Here is an 18,586-nt window from a genome sequence, read left to right on the forward strand (position 1 = left end):
GATATGCCGGGCGTTGAGCCCCGGCGCAAGGTAGGTAGTTCCATTGCGTCGTCTCTCTTGTTGTTATCGCCAGAAGCGGCGTTAAAGATCCAGCACCAGGCGCTCGCCCAGGGCCCGTGAGACGCACAGCATCAGTGTGCGCTGGGCGGCTTTTTCGTCGTCGCTGAGGTACTGGTCGAGGTGCAGGGCCTCGCCTTCGAGGATGCGGGTTTCGCAACTGCCGCAGATGCCGGCGCGGCAGAGGCTTTCCACAGGGGCGGCGCGGGCTCGCTGGATGGTGGTAAGGATGCTGGTGCCCGCCTCCACGTGCAGCTCGCGGCCCGACTTGGCCAGCACCAGGGTGAAGGCATGGCCGACTTGAGGGGCTGCGCTGAAGCGCTCCCAGTGCAGGCGTGCCTCGGCGATGCCGGCGGCACGGGCGGTGGCCAGGGTGGCATCGATCAATGCCGGCGGGCCGCAGACGTAGAGGTGATCGCGCGCCTGCAACTGCGCCACCAGCGCGGGCAGGTCCAGGCGCTTGCCTTCGTGACCGGGGTAGAGGTGCACGCGCCCGCCGTGGCGGGCCTCGGCCAGCTCGTCGAGAAAGGCACCGCGTTCGGTATTGCGGAAGGCGTAGTGCAACTCGTAATCGGCGACCCGGGCGTGCAGTTCGTGCAGGTGAGCGAGAAAGGGGGTGATGCCGATGCCGCCGGCGATCAACAGGTGCCTGTCCGCTTCCGCGTGCAGGGCGAACAGGTTGTTGGGCGGGCTGATCCACAACCGGCTGCCAACCTGCACCCGCTGGTGCATGAAGGCCGAGCCGCCGTTGCCCTGCACTTCCAGCTGCACGCCGATGCGGTAGTGCTGGAGCTCGGCCGGGGCACCCAACAGGGAATAGGCATTGCTGTAGCGCTGCCCCGCCTCGCCTTCCATGTGCACGTTGATGTGGCTGCCGCCAGTGAAGGCCGGCAGCGGCCTGCCATCGTCACGGGCGAGGGTGAAGCGCTTCACCAACGGGGTGATGCTGGTGATATCGGTCACCCGCACGTCCATCCGCTCCAGATCCTGAGCCATCTGCCACCTCCTGCCAGTAGAGGCGGCGCCGCCACACCGGGCCGGCGCCGCACGCCATCAACGCCCCTGGTGCGCCTGGGCGATCAGGTTGTGGAAGTGGGCGATGCCGTGCTCGCTCTCCCCGCTGCGCTGGCGGTCGGTCATGATCCGCCCCTGCCCCCGGTAGCCCCGGGAGCGCAGCCCCTTTTGCACGCTCTCCACCAGGCGCAGGTCTTCCGGGCGGAACACGTCGCGGTACCACTCGATCAGCGCTCGCTGTGCGGCGGTGAGCTCCTTGTTGAGGAAGTAGATCTCGTACTGCTGCCGGGTGATTTCGGCACTCACCGGCAACTCGTAGATCACCGTCATGAAGTCCGCACCCGGCGGCACGTTGAACATGGTGCAGGGCCAGGCCCAGAAGCCGGCGAAGGATGGGTCCTGCACTGATTCGTCGAACGTGAAGGACTGCTCCGAGGGCTTGGCCACGCCGTATTGCAGCGTCCAGTTGCCGTGCAGGCTGTGGGTGTAGCGGTTGACGTCCACCGAGTCGGAGAAGCCCGGATGCGCCGGGCCGCAGTGGTAGCACTCCATGTAGTTGTCGACGATGGATTTCCAGTTGGCCTCCGTCTCGGTGATGAAGCGGGCGGCCAGGTGCAACTCGTCGATCACCGGGCAGGCATCGCGCAGGGCGGCTTCGAAGCCGGGCAGCTGCTCCTCCACCGGGGCTGCATCCATGTCCATGTTGATGAAGATGAAGCCGGCATGCTCCTGCACCCGCAACGGCACCAGGCTGGAGGCGGTTTTGTCGAACGCCTCCACGTCGGCGCAGTTGCGCGCATGGGCCAGCTCGCCGTCGAGGCGGAAGGCCCAGGCGTGGTACGGGCAGGTGATGACGTTCTTCGCCATGCCGCTGCCCTGCAGCAACTGGTGCCCGCGATGGGGGCAGACGTTGTAGAAGGCGCGCAGCACCGCGTCCCGCCCGCGCACGATGATGATGCTCTCGCCTATCAGCTCGCGAGTGACGTAGGCGTTGTTCTCGGCCAACTCGCTGCGGTGCCCCACGCAGACCCAGCTGCGGGCGAGGATGGCCTCCTTCTCGTACTCGAAGACCGCCTGGTGCGTGTAGTAGCTGGCGGGCAGGGTGTGGGCGACCTCGGGGTCGGCGCAGAAGTCGGCAGGCAGTCTCTGGATGCTGTTCATCATCGGTACTCCTCTGTGGCGCATGGCCGGGCGCGGCCCGGGCGTATGCAGCTTCTCGTGGGTATTGCGATCGGGGGAATGCAGCAAACCAGGCCCGCCCCCGATTCGGGTCATGGCGTTGATCAGGGTGCAGGGGCGATGGCGGCGGCCTCGCCGGCCTTGTCGTCACCGGCTTGCGCCAGGCGACGGGATTCCTCGGCAATGCGCTGGGCCGGCACCTGGCCGTAATCCTCCAGCAGCCAGCGGAACAGCCCCCAGATCATCACCAGCAGGATCAGCGTGAAGGGAATGGCGGTGAGCACCACCGCCGTCTTCATGGTGGGCAGGGAGGCCTTGGCGAAGAGCATCGCCAGCGGGATCAGCGTCAGCATCACGCACCAGAACAGCCGGTGCATGGGCGCCGGGTCCTGCCCCTCGCGCAGGTTGCGGGTGCTGGTGGCGGCCACGGCGTAGGCGACGGCGTCCATGTGCGAGGCACAGAACACCGCCATGAGGAACAGGTAAGCCGCGAGGAACAGCTTGCCCAGGGGCAGCGCATTGAGCAGCCGCTCCACCGCCGCCTCGCCGCCCTGGCTGGCGAGGATGCCCGGCACATCGATGGCACCAATGACGAACTGGTGGACGCTGTAGCTGCCCAGCACGCCGAAGAAGAACCAGCAGCCGGCGGTGCCGCCGAGCACCAGCGCGGCGATCACCTCGCGCACCGTGCGCCCACGGGAAACGCGGGTGACGAACATCGCCACCCCCGGCGCGTAGGACACCCACCAGAGCCAATAGAACACCGTCCAGTTGCGGGTGAAGGCGCCCTCGCCCGCCGGGTCGGTGAACAGGCTCATGCGCACGAAGTTCTGCAGGGTGATGCCGAAGGCGTTGGCGGTGTTGTCGAGGATGAAGCGCGTGGGCCCCATCACCAGCAACAGGCAGGCGAAGCCCAGTACGCCGAAGCCCACCATCTGCGCCAGGCGCTGCATGCCGCCATCGATACCGACGTAGGAGCTGAGGGAGAACACCAACGCCACCAGGCCGATGACCAGCACCTGGGTGATGAAGGTGTCGGGGATGCCGGTGAGGCTGGCCAGGCCCCGCGTCAGCGTGGCGGCGGTGACCGCGAGCGGCACGGTCAGGGCGCCGAACATGGTGAGCAGGAACACCAGGTCCACCAGCCGGCCCACCGGCCCCTGGGCGCGGAAGCCGGTCACCGCCTCGACGATGGACGCCAGCCCCAGGCCGCTGCGCTTGCGCACGTGGAAGTGGTAGGCCAGCGCCAGGGATGACAGCGCATACACCGCCCAGGCGCTGATGCCCCAGTGGAAGAAGGTGAAGCTGACGCTGTGCTCCAGCGCCTGCGTGGAACCGGGCGTCAGGTTCAGGCCCGGCGTCTGGTAGTAGTAGGCCCACTCCATCACGCCCCAGTAGAGGGTCGAGGAGCCCAGCCCCGCGCAGATGAACATGAATACCCAGGTGGTGTTGCCGAACTCCGGGCGGCCGGCGCCCAGGCGGATGTGCCCGTACTTGCTGAAGGCCAGGTAGAGCACCGCCACCCCGCACGCGAAGACGAACAACTGCACCAGGGTGCCGAAGGTGCGGGTGGATGACTCGAAGAGGCGGTTGGCGAAGGCCTCGGACTCCAGCGGGAAAAGCGCCAGCCCGGCCACGGTGATGGAGACGACGATCAGGCTCGCGCTGGTGAGAAAGAAATCCTTGCGGGTGTTCTCGGTCATGCATGCCTCCCGGTTGTGTCGAGCCGAACTCGACGCACAGGTTGTTGTTCTCTGGCAAGGGGCGGTGCGGCCTGGGCGGCACCGGGCCGGCGCGCTAGCGTTGGTACCACCCCAGGGCGCGTCGGCCTGGTACTGCGTGACCTGTTTCACCTCCAGGTAGTTGTCGAGCCCCCAGGTGCCCAGCTCGCGGCCGAGCCCGCTGAGGCGGGTGCCGCCCCAGGGCGCCTGGACGAAGGTGGGTTGCGAGCAGTTGACCCAGACCACGCCCACCCGCAGTTGCCCGGCGATGCGGTCGGCGCGGTCGAGGTCGCTGCTCATCACTGCGGCGGCGAGGCCGTAGAGGCTGTCGTTGGCCATCTCCAGCGCCTGCTCGTCGGTCTTGAAGCGCTTGACGCTGAGCACCGGCCCGAACAGTTCGTGGCGCCAGAGCGGGCTGCCCGTGTGGGGCTCGTCGAAGATGGTGGGCTCGATGAAATAGCCCGACAGCAACCCTGGCGGGCGCCGGCCACCGGTGAGCAGGCGCGCGTCCTGCTTGCCCTGGGCGATGATGTCCATCACCTGGCTGTAGCGTGAGGCGCTGACCAGCGGGCCCATCTGCACACCCGGCTCGGTGCCCGGGCCGATGCAGATATCCCGGGTCGCCTCCACCAGCCGCTCCAGCAAGCGGTCGGCGATGCCTTCCTGCACCAGCAGGCGCGAGGTGGCGCTGCTGACCTGGCCCTGGTTCCAGAAGATGCCGTACAGCGCCCACTCCACGGCGGCGTCGAGGTCGGCGTCATCGAAGACGATGAGGGAGGATTTGCCGCCCAGCTCCAGCGTCAGCCGCTTGATGTCCGCCGCCGCGCCGCCCATGAGCTTGGCGCCGGTGACCGGCCGGCCGGAGAAGGCCAGCTTGTCCACCTCCGGGTGCAGGGCCAGGGCTTGCCCCGCCTCGCCGCCCAGGCCCGGCACTATGTTCAACACGCCCGGCGGCAGGCCCACCGCATGGGCGGTGTGGCCCAGCTCCAGGGCGGTGAGCGAGGTGAACTCCGAGGGCTTGAGCACGCAGGTGGCGCCCGCCGCCAGGGCCGGGGCGACCTTCCAGGCGGCCATCAGCAGGGGGAAGTTCCAGGGGGTGATCAGCCCGGCCACGCCCACCGGCTCGTGGCGCAGGCGGCAGCTGAAGCGTGGGTCGTCCAGTTCCAGCGGCTGGTCCTGGCGCTCGTCCAGCTCGCGGGCCAGCCCGGCGTAGTAGCGGAAGCAGGCGATGGCATCGGCCACATCGCGCTCGGCCTCGGCCAGCGGCTTGCCGTTGTCGAGCACCTCCAGCAGCGCCAGCTCCTCGGTACGGTGCTCCAGGTCATTGGCCATCGCCTCCAGGAAGGCGGCCCGCTCGCTGCCCCGGGTACGCCCCCACTCGCCTTCGAAGGCGCAGCGCGCGGCGGTCACCGCCTTGTCCACCTCCTTGGGGCTGGCGGCCGCCAGGAGCTGGATCTTCATCTCGGTAGCAGGGTTGATGCTGCTGAAGCGGTTGCGATGGGTCGGCGCGACCCAGCAGCCATCGATGTACAGCGTTGCTGCAGTCATGGTGATTCCTTCACGCATTACCAGCCTGGGCCCGGTAGCTGGCAGCCGCCCGGCCCCCCTATGGCACGCCACCACCCCGCCTCGGCGGGTGGCAACGCACCAGAAGCCACGCTAGCAAGCCGCTGGCGGGCGACTTAACCGGCAGGGGGTAGATTTGCGCTGGCGGCGCAGTGGGCGAACTCGCACCGGTAATGGAAAAAAGCGGTCGGCGCCAACAAGCACACGCCGACCGCCCGGGAACTAGCCCTCGGCCACGGCCAGGTGCTCGACCCGGCGCAGGCCCATCACAGTGAGCGCCAGACTGGCCAGCAGCATGGGCGTGGCGATCCACAGGAAGAAACCATCCAGGCTGCCCGCCACCGCGAACAGCCAGGCACCGAGCATGGAACCGACGATGGAACCGGCGCGCCCCGCCGAAAGCGCCCAGCTCACCCCCGTGGCCCGCGCATGGATGGGATACAGGGTGGCGGCGACGATGCTGAGGTTGGCCAGCAAGCCGCTGAGGCCGAAGCCGGCGATGAACACCATCGCCAGCAATGGCGAGCCGCTGCCCAGCTGGGTGCCGATCAGCGCCAGGGCGACGGCGGCGAAGGCGGCCTGCACCGGCAGCACGCGCCGGGGCCCGAGCTTGTCCAGCAGCAGCGCCATGACGATGCTGCCGAGCACCCCGCCCAAGGGGATCATCGAGGCGATGGTGGCGGCCTCGCTCACGCCATAACCGCTGGAGCGGAGGATGGTGGGCAGCCAGTTGGTCAGCAGGTAGAAGACGAATAGCCCGCAGAAGAAGGTCAGCCAGAGCATCAGCGTGCGCAGCGCCCGGGCGCCCTCGAACAGGGTGGACAGCGGCGAGCGCGGCTGCTCGGGCAGGTCACCCAGCAGGATCGCGCCACGCCAGCTGGCCTTGCCACCGATGGCGGTGACAAGGCGCAACAGCGCCTTGCGGTGGCGCTTGCGGCCCACCAGGAAGTACAGCGATTCCGGCAGCCAGCGCATCAGCACCGGCAGCAGCACCAGCGGCGCCAGGCCACCGAGGGCGAGCATGCCCTGCCAGCCCAGGCTCGGCATCAGCCAGGCCGCCACGCTGCCGCCCATGGCCAGGCCGAGCACGAAGCCCGAATAGCTCAGCGTGGCCAGCAGCACGCGGCGCCGCTTGGGCGCGTACTCCGACGACAAGGTGATGCAGTTGGGCAGCACCCCGCCCAGGCCGATGCCGGTGACGAAGCGCAGCACCACCAGCTCCCCCATCCAGGTGGCGAGCGCCGCCATCAGCGTGCCCAGGGCGAACACCAGGATGCCGCCCAGCAGCACCCGCTTGCGCCCGAAGCGATCCGCCAGCGGCCCGCAGGCCATGGCTCCCACCATCATCCCGAACAGCCCGGCCCCGAAGGCCGGCGCCAGCTCGCTGCGGTCGATGCCCCACTGGGTGATCAGCTCCGGCGCCACGTAGCCGATCACGGCGGTGTCGAAACCATCCAGCAGCATGATGAGGAAACACAGAAGCAGCACCCGCACCTGCAACCAGGAAAGGGGGCTGTCGTCGATGATATCGGCGATACGCACGGACCTTGGCATAAAGGCTTCTCCCCGAAGCGATGCCCGGAATGGGCAAGGCCACGCTAGCAACGGGAAGAAAAACGGCGCTATGGCGCGGGCGGTAGAGAGGGGCCGGCGCGGATATAGGCGTTGGCGCTGGCGGGCTCGCAAGCGGTCGGCGCACAGGTGGACAGCACTCTTCTCAGCGCCTCGCTTTCGCTTTATAAATCCCGGGCCGTCGAGCGGCACGCCAACCATCACGGATAGACACGCAAGCGGAGGAACCGACCTTGAGAGCCCCCATCGCCATTGCCGTATTGCTGGCCATCAGCGCATTCCAGGCAGCAGCTGAAGATGAATGGGTGACGATCGCCACTCCCGATGACCGAGCCTCCGACGACAAGACGTGGCAAGTGAAAAGAGGCTCGCTCGGATACAGGATGACCCGCAACCTCGACGCGGTCGTATACGTCAAAGGCCGCCTGGTAGATCCTGCAAGCCAGAAGAAGGAGCAGCTCATCTGGTACGTGGCCAAGGAACACTGCGTGGCCGACCGAGGCATCCTCGTCACCACCGACATGAAAGGCGAGTACCTGTACAGAGAGGACTACATCGACACCGGGCGCTCAGCCCCCTCAAGGATGGCGAACTACATCTGCGTTGCTGCTCTGGATGATTACGACACGGGCGAAGGCAGGAGCCTGAAGTAGTCCGGCCCATCCGCCTCACAGGCTTGGCCGGGCCTTCATCCCCGAACGCTGCGGCCGGCTGAACATCCCCGCCCCCATCAGCTCACGCACGAACAGCCCGAAGAACTCCGCCTGGCTGCCGATCTCCAGCTTGTCGTACAGGTTGCGCCGGTGGACCTTCACCGTGCCGCGGGTGATGCGCAGTTGGTCGGCAATCTGCTGGCTGGAATAACCCTGCAGCAACAGCTGGGCGATCTTGTGCTCGCGCCGCGTCAGCAACTCCTCGCCGAAACTGCTGAACACCGTGCGCACATGGGTGGTGGGCAGCACGGCATCCGCCGCCGGCTCGCCACGCGCCTCCCAGGCCAGGTGCACCACCTGCGCCACCACCGGTTGCGCAGTCCGCAGCAGGCACATCTCCTCCTCCGTGAACGCCGTCCCGCCCTCCCCGCGCATCAACGACAGCACCGCCCGGCAATGCAAGGCCGGCGTGGTGAAGTAGCCCAGCTCCTCGCTCAGCCCCAGGCGGTGGTAATAGGCCTGGAAGTAGTGGTTGCAGCGGAAGCTGTCCGGCGACAGGGCGCGCATGCTGTAGAGCCCGTCCGGCTCGCCGAACAGGCAGCCGAGGAAGAACGGATCGAGTATGTGCACGCCGCTGCGGTAGTCATTCACGAAGGTGGCGCGCAGCTCGGCGGAAAAGGTGTGGAACAGCGGCAGGGGCGCGTGGCTGCCTTCATAGAGGAACAGCGCGAAGTGATCGACCGGGGCGATACGTTGCAGCCAGTGGGTCAGGGCCTGCAGTTGGGGTTGGCCTGGGGGTTGGGCCAGGACAGCTGTTATTTCGTGGGCCCATTCAGCGAGATGCACACTCATACAATCGAGCTCCCTCTCAATACACAGGAAGCCAAAAATACAATCATAGTTGTGAAATAAACACAATCTTGATTGCTGTGCGCTCTTGTAGATTGCGCCGCATGAAAATTACCGACCGTTTAGACGTACTCGTGCAGGCACGGAAGCCGGATATCGATATACGGCGGATAAAAAGGGATATTGCTGACGCGTGTGGCCTCTCGTACGAAGCGGTACGGAGGTGGTACAGCGGCAACACCGAAAACCTGCGCAATGACAACCTCATCGCCATTGCCAGGAAGTACGACACCACCATCGACTGGTTGCTGACCGGCACAGGCGCCCCGCCACGCAGAGACAGCGCTTCGGTGAATATCCAGACCTGGATAACCACTGCGCAGGCCAGATTCAGCAAGCTCGAAACGCCCATCACGGTAGACGCCATTCAAGCCGTGCTGGAAGAGTTGAGAGGCGCCACCAGCCAGCAAAACGACGCTGTTGGCTGCAAAGAGATTTCAGTCCCCTACTACAACTTCGATCAGTTGCCCTCCAGCGCTCCGAGGCCGGTTGATTACAGTGAAACCATTAGCAGCCTGACGCTCAACGAAGCCTTCCTGCAGGAAAGGGCCGCGGCGTACTCGAATGCAGAGCAGTTGGCCATTGTCATCCTCTGGGACAACAGCATGGCCGACACCCTCAACGACCGCGACGCCGTCATCGTCGACTGCGGCGTGAGCGCCTTCAATGGGGATGGCCTCTACCTCATCAACTGGGCCGGCCACCTGTTCATCCGCCGTCTGCAATTGGCGGGGCAAGACCAGCTCGAACTCATTGCGGACAACCCGACCCACAACCCGCGCACGGTGCCGATGGCGGATGTGGAAGTGCGTGGGCGGGTGTTGGTGGGGTTGGGGATTAGAAGGTTATAAGTAGCTAGATTGTTTTTCAGAACATTCCCACTACATGAAAAAACCATAAACCACACCTGCGCCCCGTCCCTGCTCTGCACATACCAAAAGCCCGACACCGTTCGTCCAGTAAACTCATAAGCGCGCGGAGGGCAGCAGAAATTGAATGACGCACATGCGCTCCAACCGTATTTCGGCAGTTTGTTGCTGATGAGCTAACGCTTCACACCATCCAGCTACCGAAGAACTTGCGTAAGGGCACCGTCCCAACCGAAGGTAAATTCATCTAAGACGCGCAGTTGAATGAACATTCGCTATGGCATGAGCCGTCTCAGCAGTTGGGGAACAACCAAACGGTGCCAATCGACTATGCCCTGCATATTCATCACAGCGCAGCCATAGCGACTTTGGCTCGTGACGTCCTCAACGCACCCGCTCTAGGGCCTTGTTCGAAATGCTATCCCCCCGATAGAGGGCGTCAGGTTGCTGACTAATTCGGCAATATCTTGGGCGCTCAACGGGGCGGTGTGGGGTCTTGAACGTAGCAGCAGACCTGTACCTCTAAGAGCAGCTAGAAAAGTTGCCGGCCTTAGTCATTCACCTTAATGTGTACACACTGGACTCAGAGGGAACTGACATGATGTCCAGCCGTAGCCTTAGGGATGGCTTACCTCAGCCATGGCACGGCGGATTGCCCATGCATTCACCGACGTTATTAGCTGCCTAGATTGGAAAACCCGCGACCTTAACGTACCACTGCGAGAAAATATTTTTAGAAAACCAGATAGCTGAAGATGCTGAGAATGATCACGGGTAAAAATACTTGTCATTCATCCTTAAAACATAGCGATTCATCTTTTAGGATTTTTGGGGATTAATTATGGCTGAATCTGCCAAGGAAAAATTTTCCATTTCGTACGACGCCGACTCAGGCGACTATAAGAACCATGAAATAGACGCCACCACACTGAGCCGGTCCATTCAGGGTGTTTATGACATAGTCTCCGAGGCCAATGCACTTATGAATAACGGCGCAGAGATAAAACTAAAAGTAACTGCCCCAGCAAAAGAAGGATCAGTAATAACTGACTATCTACTACTCGCCACCTCCCCACAAGCTCTAGAGGTCTTAAGCTATATCGGGTTTGCCACTACCGGTACAGCGATAGTCGGCGGTTCTCTGGTTGAGGTAGTGAGAAAACTTAGAAACCGCCGAGTATCAAATATAACAATCGACACCGACTCTGACTTCGCTACAATCGAGGTTGATGGCGAAGTTATTAAATGCAACAAATATGTAGCAAAATTGGCGGTAGATAAGAAAGTTCGCGACGCACTACACAACGTAGTTCAAGCCCCGATCGCCGGACGGAAAGGCGGTAAATTCAAAATTTTAGATGCGCAAGAGCACTCAGTCCTAGAGATCGAGCAGGAAATTGCTACCAACTACTTACCACTGCCTCCGAGATCACTTGAAAAAGAAGAGATCAGCAAAGATACCAAAACTGCGTATTTTGTTCAGGTAAACTTCGAGTCCAATAACGGCTGGCGTATAAAGTTGGCAGACGGCACTGAGCATGCAGTAACCCTAGCTGATGAAAAATTCATGGACAAAGTCAACCAAAATCAACAGACCTTCTCCAAAGAGGACTTATTCGAAATCACTCTGGAAACCAGGGCTGTGTATAGAACAACCAGATCCACATTTAATTACACCATACTCGAAGTAACTAAGCATTTTGCCGACAAAAGCCGAAGACTTGTTTGAGGTACTCTTATGAGTGTAGATACCGCATTTGTAGAGGCACTCTTTTATGTATCTCTAATTATATTAGCACCTGTATTCTTCAAGATTTCCCGCACAACAACGAGATATTTAATAAATCGCTACATCTCCGATGCCGAGATAGTTATCGTGAGAAAGCAAGGCGGTGCGGTTATAAGCACCCAGCGTATAAAAACTTCTGGATATGTAGTTGACCAACTTGAGAGCATACGAGGTGACGCCTAATGGCTGATAGTCAAAAAGTCGCACCTCAGGGCCTACAAGCAACGATTACTGCAGGACTCGGAACACTTGCTACAGCAAGTTGCTTGCAGTGGATTCCTGCCGACCAAGCTCAATATTGGGCTGGAGTAGCAAGCCTGACCGTTCCTGTAATTGGCTATTTAGCGGCTAGAATTTTCGCATCAATGGACGAGCCCGAAGAGCTAACGCGATATAAGGCTCGACTACTTAGAGACCTTAAGCATCAGAAGAGAATCCTCAAGGACAAAAATATATCCAAGGAAATAAAAGCTGGAATTAGCAAAAAATATGAACAGACAATGCTGAAACTTGCAACTGCAAACCAGGACTATAATGGCCAGGAGCTTATTACTGATTAGTGAAAACCTAAGCGCTGAGCGTATTATTTCTTGAAACTCAGATTCCGCCCAACATAAAGCTGGGCGGGGTCTGAGTCGTCACTAGGCTATGCCTTATGAAGCAAAGAGCTCTTTAACCATTAAATGAGCCCCAGGCAAATCCGACCGGAGCAAATATTCATTTAATGCCAAATGCCCATGGACGCCTTTGGCGCTGGCAATAGGATGAATGAAATTAGATGTATGGATCAGCCCAGGGAAACAACCCACTGCCACAAGCCGCCCATCATGCTCCACTCGTAATGGCATTACTTCTTCGCCTGTAGCAGTACACCGGTAACCGTCCAATTCAAGACTCGCCCGCAACTGAGAAAGCGTTTCTGCCTGCATTTCAGGTGAAGCGCAACTAGGTATTGTTCCCCAAACAGCATATTTCAAAAGCATCGCCCCTAAGTGCCTATCAAGGCGGCTTTGCAGATGTTGGTTATGAAAGTGATTTAGGCATTCCGTGCAGGATGTTTCGCAGTTGCACCCCTCCAGCAGCCTAAGAGTGTCCTCTAAAATTTCCTGCATATTTCTAGCTGCAACCTCAGCATAACCTGCCCCCCCGAAAGAGTGTCATAAAGGAAGACCTCTAATACTCGCGCCCCCTCTTGCACCCCAGGATCGACTCTAAACCCCGAACCAAACTCTGCAGGGTCTAGATCAAGTTGTCTGTGCCGACTGGCAGCAAGCCGAAGTGCTTCGGCAATTGAGTGCAGAGCATCTTCGAGCATATGCAAAACAACTATATCAGCCGTATTCGTAACAACCGGATCTGCAATCTTCATTCTCAGCAATAGCAAATCTGTTTTAAAGTCGTGCCCCAACAATACTCTTTCAAATTTCCCAGAACAGCTAGAGGGTGTACCTTTAGGCCCGAGCACTTTGTAAGGCCGCTCGTGTGCTCCTTTATCAGCGTTGCCATCGTATACCGAAGCATGCCCACAATCTGTGCAAACTGAAAATCCACCGAACTCTGCACCCTCAATACCGCGGTTCACAGTTACAAGGGTTTGATCTACTGCGTGGGTAAAGCTAGCATGAGGTCCACATATAGCGAAAGAGAGTTCCTCTGGGTTAACAGGTTGCGGAAACTGAGCCATAGTCGCAAAAGTAATCTCTTGCTCTCGATCACTCTCGGGCAAGTCTGCAGCTTTCTCCGGGCCGAAAACTTCTGGCAGGATCATAATTTCCTCTGTCAAATCGCCGCCACATACGGGGCAAGCTCCGGCATTTACTCCACGCTTATTCGGGTTTCGAACAAACGAACATATCTTGCAGTGGACATGCAACTTAGAATTTTCGAAAAGAGTAGTCGCGCGATTCACTACGTTACCAGGGAGATCAGCAAAGACTCCTCCTGATCGATATGTATGTCTGTCAATAACAATAAGGCGACCAGGCGCATACTCACTCAGAGCTTTGGAGATCGACTGCTGCGGCCGCTGAATGGTTTGGATTTCTGGCCTGCCATTAGGTTTAACTATTTTCTCAACCAGAAAACTGCACAAGCTTGTGGGAAACGCGTAACTAGGTAATAAACCGTGGAAGAAAAGAAACTCTAATAGTTCCTTTTGCTCTATTTCAGTATCAGATACTGTATTATTTTCTTCGTCATCAGAGTCCGCCTCCGAGGACACAGGCTCTATCGTCTGCGGAAGCTCCGCTGCCAGTTCGTGCATTCTTTCTAACAGCATTTTAGCCGTATCTACCAGCCATTCAGACAAACTTAGACTTTGAGTATCTAAATTCGGGGGCAACCACGTCAGGACGGCATTTTTGAAAGCAGAGCTTTCACCAAGTATCTTCTCCGAAACCCAAGACGTAAAGCCATCAAGATTTAGCCCCGAATCTTTACTATCAAAAAAGAAGTCCCGCGTAGATCCGAGAGACTTTTGCAGCAACGCAGACTTTTCTTCAGAGAGACTCGGATTCTGAGTCATTAGCTCATGGAAGAACGTTTGGAAGAGATAAGCATGGACGTGCCGGCGAGCGATTTTTGCATTATCAACTTTTACCTCTGGAGCCCGCGGCGGCCCCGCAACAATATAAGCAGGATTTAAAAAATAATAACTATCGTGAGGGCCATTCTGAGAGTAAGTCACTACGGTCGAAACTGAAGAGCCGCGCCGACCTGCTCGACCAGCGCGCTGTTGATAATTTTCTCGCTGAGGAGGAACGTTTCTCAACGCAACCGCAACCAAAGAACCGATATCGACCCCTACTTCCATCGTTGTAGTACAACTAAGGACATCAATTGGCCGGTCCTTGCTATTTATAAGAACGTCCTGAAATCTCAATTCGTAAAGCTCGGTAGTTGCATGAACCCTATTACGATCACGATTCGACAACTGTGCTGTATGCTCTTCCACATTGATATTAGAAAGCCGTGCTCCGGGCTGCAAAGCCTCCCATACAGGCAGCCGCCAATAACCTTTTCGAGCATTTATGTAATTGCTAGTTGCAGGATCTATAGGGATGGCGCAGCCACCACCACATGCCAAACAAATATTTCCCGCTAGTGCAAAAGGCATCACCGCCGTGCATTGAGAGCATTGAGCCCATACGTGATTGAGATCAATCACAATACTCAACGAATTAGGAGACAAGAACCAAAGACCGCTATCCTCCTCCGCTAGATTTTTGCGAAATGCAGTTTCAATAGTCTCGAGTATTGAGCCACTTCCGCCTAGATGTTCCGTAAGCGGGTCTCTAAGAGACCTGTCGAACGATCCATTGCTGCCCCAAGGCTGCTTCGCGAATCCGGCAGCCTTGAAACGGTGAAGAGGATCAATCGTTTTGTCAAATGCATACTCCTGCAGCATTGATTCAATCCAACCAACCGCAAGCGCGCGAAGATCTTCTTCAGCGAGATGAATACTGGCACTTACCAGATCTTGACCTATTTTTTTTAGCTTTGAGCTAACTGGTTCTACGAAACCAATAGTCGTTCCGGCAAGCGAGTAGTAGCTACTACACAAGAGCTTTAACAGAGCGACCTTATATCTTGATGGCAAGTCTTGAGGCAACCCATTTTGTATAAGTGCCTCTTCTAAACTCGAATCGCAATCGCGCTTGAATAGCGCAATAGCATCCTCCACCTTCCTAGCATCTACCCCATCAAATATTGGCAGGTCGAACTCGGTCAAAACTGAAATAAACCCGGTGTAAAGCATCTGAGTAGGACGTGGCTCTTTCGTCACACCGCGAAGCTTACTGCAGGCTAGTGCGATTGCTTGCCGAAAAACATCTAGCTCGATATCGCGTGGAATATCTCGGGCTAACCGTGCAGCTTTCTGACGGCCGTCAGAAAAAATAAGAACTTTACGGCCCCCATTGGGGTGACGGGAGTCAACTACCCTACTCTCTGGCTGCTTGGCCATCTGTGTTCGGACCAATGTAGTAAACGGTGCTTCACCCTTTGTAATATGGTCCATGATTTTTGATGATTCGCCTTTGCTACTCCTAATCTTACGAGTGCAAACTGGGCAATTATCAAAGGTTATATCTTCACCTACTGCTGGCTTAGCTGGCACTCGAACTTTACGGAACCCTAAGTCTTGTACTGGACGTATTGAATACAGGCGGCCAGTCGACATATGAAGCCACATATCTCGATGGTGGCTGCGTGGATGAACTTCATCCTCGACAAATATATCAATCGGCATCAGCCGTTCAGTTCCCGCCTCGGAGAATGGCCCGCTTGGCTCATGCCAAACAAAATTCATATCTTCACTGACATAGCCACGAACAAACGCAGCGCCGCAGTCGCGATGAGTGAGGAATTCGAATACCCGCCCTTTTGACTCACAGCCACATTGAGTCAATGGCTTAGTATGTAAACGACCTAAGATTGTAGAACTATTGTGCCCCCCCAACCGACTAGTGCAATTAGGATCAACACATGCATAAAGGCCTGGCAAGCCTCGATGAAAAAGATGAAGACGAGTTGGTAGCAGCACCCGACCATCAGAGCTTCTCCGTGCGTGGCTTCCTAATGCTAACAAAGCATCGGTGGCTCTCTCGGAGGTCTCCATCGAGCACTTATCAAAGAGCTTTTGACTAAGACTATCTAGCCTCTCCGCTTTACCCGATACTAACTCAATAAGTTTTTCAAGAGGTCCAAAGCCAGTCAGGTTTTCAAACAGCCAATCGCGCAGCGATGTGTGATCAGGTCCATTGAAAGCCTCCCAATCAAGACCAGCAGCTAGGACTGCCACAGCACTCACTGCGCTTGGAAAATCATTCGCAATACGCTGAAATGCGTGCAAGTCGAATGCTGCCAAAGCGTCCACCTGATCAGCAGTAGCTGTACGCTTTGTTAACCGAGGCTCGTGAGTTCCTTGAATAATCTCAAATTTACGTGGCGAAGTATCTAATAGCCCAGTTAAGTCACGAGCGAAACGATCGCCATTTGCAGCAGCGATTTCTCCACTACCAAGGCTCGCACTTGTCAGTATGCAACGCATACGTTCCCGAGGAATATCTAGGCGAGCACAAAGCCGTCGAATCAGAAGCGCTACCTCTGCTCCACCAGCGCCTCGATACATGTGTGCTTCATCAAGAACAAGAATGAATTCGTTACGTTGATCGGACTTTAGCCAGCTTTTCGTTTGCTCAAAAATATCGCGCTCAATGGGACGCATCAACATGTACTCGAGCATCGAGTAGTTGGTGATTAGGAGCTCTGGGCAACGCGCCTGCATCTCATCACGAGTCATTAACTCGCGATCACCTGGCTGGGTTTTTAGTCGCAATTTCCAGTTCTTCTGAATGAACTGTTTTCCTTCCTTTTTTCCTGAGGCGTACGTCTTAGACTGAGCAGCATCATCCGCATAAAAACCCACTAGATCCTTACTTGGCCAGCGCCCTATACGAACGAGTTCGCCTCGAACAGCCGGATCATCCGCTATCTTTTTATAAAACTGCTCAAATAGCGGTTTGATGAAACGCTCGTCTCGATCGTGAGAGCGCTTTCCAGGGTATGGTGTGCGTCCCGTATAGCTGCCAAAACGAATTGGAGTTTTTCTGCTTTGAGCCAGGATCCCTGCAGCATCCGGATCACCAAAAATACGACGAATTCGCGAAAGTTGGTCGTTAACCAAAGCGTTCATTGGATATAGGAGCATTGCTCTACATCCAGGCATTGAAGCAGATTCCGGCCTTTCTTCTCCCTCTATAGCCAGCGTTCCAATCACTGGCATGAGAAAGCTCTCTGTCTTTCCTGAACCAGTACCGGTTGCGATAACAAGATCGGAAGCCTCATTTCCCAGAAATGCAGTAAGAGCCCGTGACTGATGCTCATATGGACGCGGATACAACCCCAAACTCATCACCGATAACTGGTGAAGAGCCCTGGCAGCAGCGGCTGGAATTGGAAGACTTTCGTAGGTGTCTCCCGCTTTGTAGACTTGAGTCGCCTCAACATATGGAATCTGAGCAATAGTTTCGTTTGCTTGCAGGAGTGCGCGCCGCTCTCTGACTAGTCCTTCATCACGGATGTGGTACTGCGCCTCGATATACTGCCTCAGGCTTTCAGTCAAATTCTTTGCTGTTTCGTGCACACCAGTAGCATCAGTTTTCATTGAGGTACTGCTCATGTCCCACTCCCTTGTGCGCCTTGGCGCTCGACCCAAACAATGCCCAACCCATTAAGTGCATGCCGCACGATGGGGAGCGCCTCCATAGGTATTACATATATCCTCAACCCCGGATGATCACCCTCCGGCCTAGGAAGCTCCCAACCCAATAACAACGTCTTTTCCTGCTCCGGCGGTAGCCGACGATATAGCCGAAGCTTCACAAAGCTGCTGAATATTTCAGCCTCCACCCTTACAGAGCAACCAGCTTGTATATCCAATTGGAATCGAAGACGCCGGGCATCGGTAGAATCAATCGATGCCATCCTCTGCAACGCTCCATTAAAGAAAGCGCCTATGAAATACGAAATCTTTTTTCCCGTTTGGCACTTGGCCAAGTGAACCCCCTCGACGCTGGGCACACTAGCAAGGTCTAACCAACGCCCGCTCAAGTAAACCGATACTGGCTCTAAATCATAGGGCTGGGTGAAGCGTGCTTTTGCCGCAGTAAGCAATCTGGAAGACCAGACACCAAGCCCCTCAATAGGTGCACCAATCCACTCTTCGGGATCACAAGCGTCTACCAACCCATCACATGTTTCGGTTGAAACCACACGCGCCCGGCCACATACTTTTGTAGGAACAGGAAAGATGGGCGATGGACCACCACCAACAAGAATCATACGGCCATTCGTAGCTCTAACGGCGCATGGTTGTGGCGTCAACCAACCACCATCTACCCGCACCAAATCACCGAGCCTACCCAAGCTATCTAGGACTTCCATCACCCCTGGACTAGAGTCATCGACGACATCTTCCAACAGGCTTGGCCAAACTGGAGATAGGCGTTTGCGCACAATGCTGGTCAAACGGAGCGACGCCGCTGGCTCCCAAGCACCGCTCCCCTCAACCGGCACTGAGCATAAGTATGAGGCCGCTCTCAGGCACTCTGAGATAGCGGCAATACGCAGTCCCTCCCCAATGAAGGGACAGCCGAGCTCCGAGGCTAGATGCTTCTTGGCCTGTTCACGGGCCGCCGCCTGCCACTTCATCTAGGCCCCTCGAAGTGGGCTGGCTCGGATTGCTTATGTACAATT

The 18,586-nt window shown here is 57.6% G+C and carries 12 protein-coding genes and 1 pseudogene; 4 read left to right on the forward strand and 9 right to left on the reverse strand.

The window, feature by feature from the left end:
• Nucleotides 1-81: 81 nt before the first annotated feature.
• The 5 genes and pseudogenes from PSm6_RS00435 to PSm6_RS00455 all read right to left on the reverse strand — a co-directional run bounded on the left by PSm6_RS00435 (nt 82) and on the right by PSm6_RS00455 (nt 7,091).
• Nucleotides 82-1,053 carry a PDR/VanB family oxidoreductase gene (locus tag PSm6_RS00435; protein WP_265169253.1) on the reverse strand — a complete coding sequence of 324 codons (972 nt, stop codon included), beginning with the start codon at nt 1,051-1,053 and terminating at the stop codon, nt 82-84.
• 57 nt (nt 1,054-1,110) lie between these two features.
• Nucleotides 1,111-2,232 carry an aromatic ring-hydroxylating oxygenase subunit alpha gene (locus PSm6_RS00440; protein WP_043243035.1) on the reverse strand — a complete coding sequence of 374 codons (1,122 nt, stop codon included), beginning with the start codon at nt 2,230-2,232 and terminating at the stop codon, nt 1,111-1,113.
• Nucleotides 2,233-2,354: 122 nt separating this feature from the next.
• Nucleotides 2,355-3,953 carry a BCCT family transporter gene (locus PSm6_RS00445; protein WP_265170483.1) on the reverse strand — a complete coding sequence of 533 codons (1,599 nt, stop codon included), beginning with the start codon at nt 3,951-3,953 and terminating at the stop codon, nt 2,355-2,357.
• A 108-nt stretch (nt 3,954-4,061) separates the two neighbouring features.
• Nucleotides 4,062-5,519: pseudogene (locus PSm6_RS00450) on the reverse strand (aldehyde dehydrogenase family protein); the annotation flags it as partial.
• A 240-nt stretch (nt 5,520-5,759) separates the two neighbouring features.
• The gene (locus PSm6_RS00455) at nt 5,760-7,091 is read right to left on the reverse strand and encodes an MFS transporter (protein ID WP_265169254.1); all 1,332 of its coding nucleotides are present in this window, start codon (nt 7,089-7,091) and stop codon (nt 5,760-5,762) included.
• Between the two features lie 251 nt (nt 7,092-7,342).
• Between PSm6_RS00455 and PSm6_RS00460 the strand changes: the two genes are divergently transcribed.
• Nucleotides 7,343-7,762: a hypothetical protein gene (locus tag PSm6_RS00460; RefSeq protein WP_043242990.1), complete on the forward strand. Its 420-nt coding sequence runs from the start codon at nt 7,343-7,345 to the stop codon at nt 7,760-7,762.
• 15 nt (nt 7,763-7,777) lie between these two features.
• Here PSm6_RS00460 and PSm6_RS00465 read toward each other — a convergent pair whose 3' ends face one another.
• Nucleotides 7,778-8,614, reverse strand: coding sequence for a helix-turn-helix domain-containing protein (locus PSm6_RS00465; RefSeq protein WP_265169255.1), 837 nt, complete (start codon nt 8,612-8,614; stop codon nt 7,778-7,780).
• Between the two features lie 101 nt (nt 8,615-8,715).
• Between PSm6_RS00465 and PSm6_RS00470 the strand changes: the two genes are divergently transcribed.
• The 3 genes from PSm6_RS00470 to PSm6_RS00480 all read left to right on the forward strand — a co-directional run bounded on the left by PSm6_RS00470 (nt 8,716) and on the right by PSm6_RS00480 (nt 11,889).
• Nucleotides 8,716-9,522, forward strand: coding sequence for an XRE family transcriptional regulator (locus tag PSm6_RS00470; protein WP_265169256.1), 807 nt, complete (start codon nt 8,716-8,718; stop codon nt 9,520-9,522).
• 859 nt (nt 9,523-10,381) lie between these two features.
• Nucleotides 10,382-11,269 (forward strand): LAPAL motif-containing putative phage structural protein, encoded by an 888-nt coding sequence (locus PSm6_RS00475; protein WP_265169257.1) that lies wholly within the window; start codon nt 10,382-10,384, stop codon nt 11,267-11,269.
• Nucleotides 11,270-11,511: 242 nt separating this feature from the next.
• Nucleotides 11,512-11,889 carry a hypothetical protein gene (locus PSm6_RS00480; RefSeq protein WP_265169258.1) on the forward strand — a complete coding sequence of 126 codons (378 nt, stop codon included), beginning with the start codon at nt 11,512-11,514 and terminating at the stop codon, nt 11,887-11,889.
• 93 nt (nt 11,890-11,982) lie between these two features.
• Here PSm6_RS00480 and PSm6_RS00485 read toward each other — a convergent pair whose 3' ends face one another.
• The 3 genes from PSm6_RS00485 to druD are packed head-to-tail and all read right to left on the reverse strand — an operon-like array spanning nt 11,983 to nt 18,541.
• Entirely contained in the window at nt 11,983-12,441 is a 459-nt protein-coding gene (locus PSm6_RS00485) for an MrfA Zn-binding domain-containing protein (protein WP_265169259.1), read from the reverse strand.
• A complete protein-coding gene (locus PSm6_RS00490; RefSeq protein WP_265169260.1) occupies nt 12,426-17,510 on the reverse strand; it encodes a DEAD/DEAH box helicase in 5,085 nt (1,694 codons plus the stop codon). The genes PSm6_RS00485 and PSm6_RS00490 overlap by 16 nt, the downstream gene beginning before the upstream one ends.
• Entirely contained in the window at nt 17,507-18,541 is a 1,035-nt protein-coding gene (gene druD / locus PSm6_RS30765; protein WP_503827118.1) for a Druantia-type antiviral defence protein DruD, read from the reverse strand. Before druD ends, PSm6_RS00490 begins: the two co-directional genes overlap by 4 nt.
• Nucleotides 18,542-18,586 lie beyond the last annotated feature (45 nt).

The sequence above is a fragment of the Pseudomonas solani genome (genome assembly GCF_026072635.1).
In the GTDB taxonomy this organism is placed as follows: domain Bacteria; phylum Pseudomonadota; class Gammaproteobacteria; order Pseudomonadales; family Pseudomonadaceae; genus Metapseudomonas; species Metapseudomonas solani.